Consider the following 8,253-nt stretch of genomic DNA (forward strand, 5'->3'; position numbering starts at 1 on the left):
GGACGCGTCCGGACGGGGGGTGGCGGCTGCTCCGGCCACTGCGCCGGACGGGGCCTCGTCGAGGAGAACCGGCGTCCGCCCGGGAGGTGGTCGCGTAGCGTCACGACGGTTCCTGCGCTGGGAGAGCGCGGTGCCCAGTCGACGAGGAGAGCCAGCCGGCCATGTGCGGAGCCACCAGGTGAACGAGCACTCGACCCCGAGCCTGCTGGGGTCCCTCTGGCGCTACCGGTGGTCCTCGGCGGCCGTCGTCCTCGCGCTCGTCGTGCTGAGCGCGGCGGCCGGTCTCGTCGTCGGGCCGTCGGCGGTGGCCTCGGCCAGCATCTCGCTGACGACGCCGCGGGAGAACAACGTGCTGTCCCCGGGAGCCCAGGGAGACGCCTCGCTCGCCCGCTACACCGCCCAGCGGGCGAGCTTCGCCACGAGCGACGCCGTCCTCGGCGCGGTGGCGGAGCGGCTCGGGCGCGAGGAGCTCACCGAGCTGCGGGAGGACGTCACCGCGACCGCGGCGAGCGGCTCGAACACCGTCGTCATCACCGCCGAGGCCGCCTCGCCCGGTGAGGCCGTCGAGCTCGCCGACGCCGTCGTGGACGCCTACGCGGAGCAGACGGAGGGGGAGGTCACGCGGCTCACCCGGGCCGCCATCGACTCCCTCGAGGCGAGCGAGGCGCAGATCCGCGACGAGATCGGCGCCGACGACGCCCTTCCCGGCGAGGGCGCCGCGGCGCTGACGTCCTCGGGCGCGACGACCATCGGGCAGCTCCGGCTCCAGGCGAGCGAGCTGCAGACGAGCAGCGCGCTCTTCGGCGACGGCGTCGAGTTCGTCGAGGCGCCGCGGGTCGACGCCGTGGTCACCCGGGGCTTCCCCCTGCGGGAGGCGGCGCTCGGCCTGGTGCTGGGGCTCGTCGTCGCGGGGACCGTCGCCTGGCTGCGGGCCGACCGCAACCGCCGCATCACCGCTCCCGAGCAGGTGGAGGAGGTGCTCGACGCGCCCTTCCTCGGCGAGGTCCGCACGCAGGGCGACGTCCAGGACGTGGGGGTCGCCGACGTGGCGGAGCTGCCGTCGCACGTCTACCGGATGATCGGCACCTCGGTGCAGCACCAGATGCGCACGGGCGTCCTCGTGGTGACGTCCGACGACGCCGCCGCGCGGACGGCCGCCGTGCTCAACCTGGCGGCGTCCTTCGCGCGTGAGCAGCGGACCGTCCTCGTCGTGGACGCCGACGCGCAGGGCGCGGGCCTGTCCCTCGCCCTCGGCTCACCGCGCGGGGACGGGTGGACCTCGGCCCTGGAGACCGACGGCGGCGACTGGCGCGCGGACCTGTCGAGGGTCGACGCCGGGGCCGGCCGGTCCTTCTCGGCGATCTCCGCGGCGGCCGGCTCCCACCTGTCCGACCCCTCCAGCCAGCGCGTCGAGGACGTCGTCGCCGAGTGGCGCAGGGAGTTCGACGTCGTGGTGGTGGACCTGCCCCCCGTCACGGCCGGCGCCCTGCCCACGGCCGTGGCCTCGGCCGCCGACGCCGGCGTCTTCGTCGTCCGCCAGGGCGCGGACGTGCGGGACCTGCGCGAGGCGACACGGCAGTGGGGCGTCCTGCGGACGCCCCTCATCGGCTACGTCTACGCCAACCCCTCGGGACGCCGGCGGAGCCCGGCGCCGTCCGCCTGAGGGAGCCGCGCGGCGGGGTGCCGCGCGCCCGCTCGCCGGGGAGCGCTGCTCAGTGCCGGTCCCGGCTCGCGACGCCGGCGCCCCCAGCCTCGTGCCCGGCGCTCCGCGGTGCGGGCTCGGGCCGACCCGCGCGGGACGACCGGCGCTGCCGCGGGCGTACCGTGGGAGCCCACTCGTTCGGCGCCCGCCGGGAGCCCGCCCGGAGCGTCGACGGCGGGCTGCGCGGTCGTCCTCCGCTGCACCCCTCCCGAGGAGCCCATGAGCCTCACCGGCCTGCTCGACGTCCTGCGCGCCGACCCCGCGCTCACCTCCGCCACGGCGGCCGCCGCCGAGGGCGTCACGGAGGTCCTCGACCTCACCGCGCCCGCCGGCACCCGCCCCGCGGTCGTCGCCGAGCTGGCCTCGCGCCGGCCGCTGCTGGCCGTGACGGCCACGGGCCGCGCCGCCGAGGAGCTCGCCGCCTCGCTGCGCTGCTTCCTGCCCGCGGGCGCCGTCGCCGAGCTCCCGGCGTGGGAGACGCTGCCGCACGAGCGGCTGTCCCCGCGCAGCGACACGGTCGGCAAGCGGCTGGCGGTCTTCCGCCGGCTGGCCCACCCCGGCCCCGAGGGCGCGCCCGACGGGCCGGTCCGCGTGGTCGTGGCGCCGGTGCGCGCTGTGCTGCAGCCCGTGGTCCGCGGCCTCGGCGACCTGCGGCCGGTCCAGGTGGCCGCCGGCGACGTCGTCGACCTCGACGACCTGGTCGAGCGCCTGGCCGGCGCCGCCTACAGCCGCGTCGACATGGTGGAGCGCCGCGGCGACTTCGCCGTCCGCGGCGGGATCGTCGACGTCTTCCCCCCGACGCGCGACCACCCCCTGCGCCTGGAGCTCTTCGGGGACGAGGTCGAGGAGGTCCGCGAGTTCGCCGTCGCCGACCAGCGCTCGCTCGAGGTCGTCCCCGAGGGCCTGTGGGCCCCGCCGTGCCGCGAGGTGCTGCTCACCCAGCAGGTGCGCGACCGGGCGCTCGCGCTCGTGGAGCAGTTGCCCGGCGCGGCCGACATGCTCGAGAAGATCGCCGCGGGCGTCGCCGTCGAGGGCATGGAGTCCCTGGCCCCCGCCCTGGTCGACGGCATGCAGCCGCTCACCGAGCTGCTGCCCGAGGGCGCCCACGTCGTCGTCCTGGACCCCGAGCGCGTGCGCGCCCGCGCCCACGACCTCGTCGCCACCACGAGCGAGTTCCTCGCCGCCGCCTGGTCCAACGCCGCGGCCGGCGCGCAGACGCCGGTCGACCTGTCCTCGGCGAGCTTCCTGCCGCTGTCGGTGGCGCGCGGCGCCGCCACCGCCGCGGGCCACCCGTGGTGGTCGCTGACGGCCTTCGGCGCCGACGAGAGCCTCGCGGAGGAGGGCCTGTCCGGCAGCCAGGACGACACCGGGGGCGTCCGGCTGCGACTGGGCGCCCGCGACACGCGGTCGTTCTCCGGCGACGTCACGACCACGCTCGACGACGTGCGCGCGCACGCCCGCGACGGGTGGCGCGTCGTCGTCACCGCCGAGGGCCCGGGCTCCGCCGACCGCCTCGCCGAGGTGCTGCGCGAGGCCGACGTGCCCGCGCGGCGCGTGCCGACCCTGGAGGAGCCGCCGGAGCCGGGCGTCGTGCACGTGACGACCGGCGCCGGGGGAGCGGGCTTCGTCGCCGAGGGCCTGCGCCTGGCCGTGCTCACCGAGGGTGACGTCCTGGGTCGCACCGGTCCCAGCTCGACGAAGGACATGCAGCGGCTGCCGAGCCGCCGCAAGAAGCAGGTGGACCCGCTCCAGCTGCGCCCCGGCGACCCGGTCGTCCACGAGCAGCACGGCGTGGGCCGCTTCGTCGAGATGATCCAGCGCACGATGGGCGGCTCCACCCGCGAGTACCTCGTCATCGAGTACGCGCCGAGCAAGCGCGGCCAGCCGGGCGACCGGCTGTTCGTGCCGACGGACACCCTCGACCAGGTCACCCGCTACGTGGGCGGGGAGGACCCGCCGCTCAACAAGATGGGCGGCGGCGACTGGGCGAAGACCAAGGGCCGCGCCCGCAAGGCCGTCAAGGAGATCGCCGGCGAGCTGGTGCGCCTGTACTCGGCGCGCATGGCCACCTCCGGGCACGCCTTCGGCCCCGACACCCCGTGGCAGCGCGAGCTCGAGGACGCCTTCCCGTACGTGGAGACGCCCGACCAGCTGGCGTGCATCGACGAGGTCAAGAACGACATGGAGAAGACGGTCCCCATGGACCGCCTGATCTGCGGCGACGTCGGCTACGGCAAGACCGAGATCGCCGTGCGCGCCGCCTTCAAGGCCGTGCAGGACGGCAAGCAGGTCGCCGTGCTCGTGCCGACGACGCTGCTGGTGCAGCAGCACCTGGAGACCTTCTCCGAGCGCTTCGCGGGCTTCCCCGTGACCGTGCGGGCGCTGTCGCGGTTCACCTCGACGGCCGAGTCCAAGGAGACGATCGCGGGGGTGAGCGAGGGCACGGTCGACCTCGTGGTCGGCACCCACCGCCTGCTCGGCAGCGAGGTGCGCTTCAAGGACCTCGGCCTCGTCATCGTCGACGAGGAGCAGCGCTTCGGCGTCGAGCACAAGGAGACGCTGAAGGCGCTGCGCACCGACGTCGACGTGCTCGCCATGAGCGCGACGCCGATCCCGCGCACGCTCGAGATGGCCGTCACCGGCATCCGCGAGATGTCGACGCTGGCGACGCCGCCGGAGGAGCGCCACCCGGTGCTGACGTTCGTGGGCGCCTACGACGACAAGCAGGTCACCGCGGCGGTCCGGCGCGAGCTGCTGCGCGAGGGCCAGGTCTTCTACGTCCACAACAAGACCGAGACCATCGACCGGGCCGCCTCGCACCTGCGCGAGCTCGTGCCCGAGGCCCGCATCGCCGTCGCCCACGGGAAGATGAGCGAGCAGGCCCTGGAGCAGGCCGTCCTCGACTTCTACGCCAAGAAGTTCGACGTGCTCGTCTGCACGACGATCATCGAGACCGGCCTGGACATCTCCAACGCCAACACCCTGATCCTGGAGCGGGCCGAGCGGTTCGGGCTCTCGCAGCTGCACCAGCTGCGCGGGCGGGTCGGCCGTGGTCGCGAGCGCGCCTACGCCTACTTCCTCTACCCGCCGGACCGGCCGCTGACCGACACGGCCAACGACCGGCTCACGACGATCGCGCAGAACACCGACCTCGGGTCGGGCATGCAGGTCGCCATGAAGGACCTGGAGATCCGCGGAGCCGGCAACCTGCTCGGCGGCGAGCAGTCGGGTCACATCGCCGGGGTGGGGTTCGACCTGTACATCCGGCTCGTGGGCGAGGCCGTGGCGGACTTCCGCGGCGACACCTCCGGCAAGCCGCCGGCCGAGATCAAGGTCGAGCTGCCCGTCGACGCGCACCTGCCGCACGAGTACGTGCCGCACGAGCGCCTGCGGCTGGAGGCCTACCGCAAGCTCGCCGTCGCCGAGACGGTCGAGGCGGTGCAGGAGGTCCGCGACGAGCTGGTGGACCGCTACGGCGAGCCGACCGAGGCCACGGGCGGGCAGGCGGTGGAGAACCTCCTGGCGGTCGCGCGCTTCCGCGTGCGCGCCCGGGCGGCGGGCGTCACCGAGGTCAGCGCGCAGGGCACGAACGTGCGCTTCGCGCCGGTGGAGCTGCGCGACAGCCAGACCATGCGCCTGCGCCGGCTCTACCCGGGCTCGCTGGTCAAGCCGGCTGTGCGCTCCGTCCTGGTGCCCATGCCGAAGACGGCCCGCATCGGCGGCAAGCCGTTGAAGGGGACGGAGCTCCTCGACTGGGCCGCCGACCTGCTCGACGCCGTGGTGGGCGAGGACGTCGGCGCCGCGGGGAAGGTCGCGTCGGGCGTCGTCTGAGCGCGCAGGACGACGTCGGCGCTCTGCTGACGGACAGTGAACGTGCTCCACGCCCTGCATCACCACATGTCGCACTCCCGCCGTCAGGTCACGAACGGTGATCCGATGGCCCGAACGGGGGGTCGGCCGTCGGAAGCGACCACGCAGCGTGAGGACCGGACGTACCGTGGAACCGCTGACCGCGGCAGAGGGCCGCGGCGGCTGCACGGCGGGAGCATCCGGTGGCGGCAGAAGCAGTGGGCGTGCGCAGGTCCTGGAGCAAGGGCGTCGCAGGGGTGGCGACGCTCGCCGTCGCAGCAGCGCTGGCGGCGCTGCCCGGCGCACCGGCGCGGGCGGCCACCGCGTCGGTGACGAGCGGAGCGGAGCCCGCGACGGTCAGCGCCGACGTGCTCCCCACGGTGCAGGTGGACGGCGTGGTGTGGGACCAGGTCGTGGTCGGCGACCGCGTCTACGTCACAGGAGAGTTCACCGCGGCGCGGCCCGCGGGGGCCCCTGCGGGGACGAGCGAGACGCCCCGCCGCAACCTGCTCGCCTTCGACCTGCGCACCGGTGGGCTCATCACCTCCTGGGCTCCGTCCCTGGACGCCCAGGGCCTGGTCATCACGGCGTCGGCCGACGGTCGTCGCATCTTCGTCGGGGGGGACTTCACGTCGGCCAGCGGCACCCCGCGCGGTCGGGTGGCGGCCTTCGACGCCACGACGGGCGCCCTCGTCACCTCCTTCTCGGCGGACGCCAACAGCCGCGTGCGCGGACTGGCCGTGGCGGGCGGCTCGCTGTACGTCGGTGGGGACTTCAGCGTCCTCGGCGGCCAGGCGCGGACGCGCCTGGCCGCGGTCTCGACGTCGGACGGCGCCGTGCAGCCGTGGGCCCCGTCGGCCGACCGCGAGGTCATGGCGGTCGTCGCACCGGCCGGCAGCGGCCGGGTGGTGGTCGGCGGGCGCTTCGAGACGCTGAACGGCGAGGTGAACCGCGGCATGGGAGCGCTGGACGCGACGTCGGGCGCCGTGCTGCCGTGGGCGGCCAACCGGACGATCCAGAACTACGGCCCCGACTCGGCGATCTGGTCGCTGTCGACCGACGGCGACCAGGTGTACGGGACGGGGTACGACTTCTACGGGCCGAGCGACTTCGAGAACAGCTTCGCGGCGTCGGTGGCGGGGGGCGCCCTGCAGTGGGTCAACGGCTGCCTGGGAGACACGTACGCGAGCCAGCCCGTGGGAGGGGTGCTGTACACGGTGGGCCACGCCCACAACTGCAGCTCCATGGGCGGGCACCCCCAGACGAGGCCGGAGACGTACCAGCGCGCCATGGCGACGACGACGGCCGCCCAGGGGAAGGTGGCCACGGGAGCCTTCGCGGGCCAGCCCGCACCGGCCGCGCTCCACTGGCTGCCCACCGTGGCGATGGGCTCCTACACCAAGCAGTACCAGGGGGCGTGGGACGTCACGGGGGACGACCGCTACGTGGTCCTGGGCGGGGAGTTCCCCCGCGTCAACGGGACGGCCCAGCAGGGCCTCGTCAGGTTCGCGGTCCGCAGCGCCGCGCCGGGCAAGGACGGACCCCAGGGCTACACCGAGCTCAAGCCCACGTCGACCGCGCTCGCGCCGGGGGCCCTGCGGGTCTCGTGGACCAGCAGCTGGGACCGGGACGACGCCGAGCTGACGTACGAGCTGCTCCGCGGCGAGAAGACCTCGACCGCCGAGGTGCTCGTCACGCGGAGGGCGCGCTCGACCTGGTGGTCGCGGCCGACGATGTCGCTCCTCGACAGCACGGCGCCGGCGGGCAGCACGCAGACCTACCGGGTCCGGGTGACCGACGGCTCGGGCAACGTCCTGACGAGCGCGGCGACGACGGCGACCGTGCCGGAGGGCTCGGCGGCGTCGGGGGAGTACGTCAAGGCGGTCCGGGCCGACGGCGCCGTCAAGCACTGGCGGCTCGGCGAGACCAGCGGGTCGACGGCCTACGACTGGGCCGGCGGTGACGACCTGGTGCTGGGCGGCACCGCGACGCGCGTCGCCGAGGGAGCCGTCCCCGGGAACGGGGCCACCCGGTTCTCCGGCACCGACACGGTCCCGGCCGTGTCCTCCGCGGCGGTGACCGCCCCGCAGACCTTCAGCGTCGAGTCCTGGGTGCGCACGACGAGCACGAGGGGCGGCAAGCTCGTCGGCTTCGGCAGCCGGAACACCGGCCTCAGCAACAACTACGACCGCCACGTCTACCTCGACGGCAGCGGCCGGATCACCTTCGGCGTCCACCCGGGCACGGCCCGGACGCTCACCTCGGCGCCGGGCTTCAACGACGGGAGGTGGCACCAGGTCGTCGCGACGCTCGGGGCGGGCGGCCAGTCCCTCTACGTCGACGGCCGCCAGGTGGCCTCGGACCCGTCGACGACCGGCGCGCAGCCCTACGTGGGCTTCTGGCGGGTCGGGGGGGACAACGTCACCGGGTGGAAGAACGCGGGAGCGGCCAGCCTCGCCGGCGACATCGACGAGGTCTCCGTCTACGACACCGCGCTGACGGCCCGCCAGGTGGCGGAGCACTACGTCAAGAGCGGTCGCCAGGTGGTCGGTGGTGTGCCGAACGAGGCGCCGGTGGCGTCGTTCGCGTCCTCGGTGGAGGGCCTGGCGGTGTCGGTGGACGGGGCGGGGAGCTCGGACGCGGACGGCTCGGTGGTCTCCTACGCGTGGGCGTTCGGCGACGGGGCGACGGCGACGGGCGTC

General features: G+C 75.0%; 3 protein-coding genes. All 3 read left to right on the plus strand.

From position 1 onward, the window contains the following. The first annotated feature begins 178 nt into the window (after positions 1-178). Positions 179-1,663: a hypothetical protein gene (locus Q0848_RS14940; protein WP_299038928.1), complete on the plus strand. Its 1,485-nt coding sequence runs from the start codon at positions 179-181 to the stop codon at positions 1,661-1,663. A gap of 258 nt (positions 1,664-1,921) precedes the next feature. Continuing rightward, positions 1,922-5,533, plus strand: a complete 3,612-nt coding sequence (gene mfd, locus Q0848_RS14945; protein ID WP_299038931.1) for a transcription-repair coupling factor — start codon at positions 1,922-1,924, stop codon at positions 5,531-5,533. Between the two features lie 242 nt (positions 5,534-5,775). Beyond that, the coding region (locus Q0848_RS14950) for a LamG-like jellyroll fold domain-containing protein (RefSeq protein WP_299038933.1) at positions 5,776-8,253 on the plus strand (2,478 nt) is incomplete at its 3' end.

Origin of the sequence: uncultured Pseudokineococcus sp. (genome assembly GCF_947495735.1) — a bacterium.
In the GTDB taxonomy this organism is placed as follows: domain Bacteria; phylum Actinomycetota; class Actinomycetes; order Actinomycetales; family Quadrisphaeraceae; genus Pseudokineococcus.

Coding starts and splice junctions, on each gene's coding strand:
- mfd (WP_299038931.1), top strand. CDS start 1,922: ATGAGCCTCACCGGCCTGCTCGACGTCCTGCGCGCCGACCCCGCGCTC.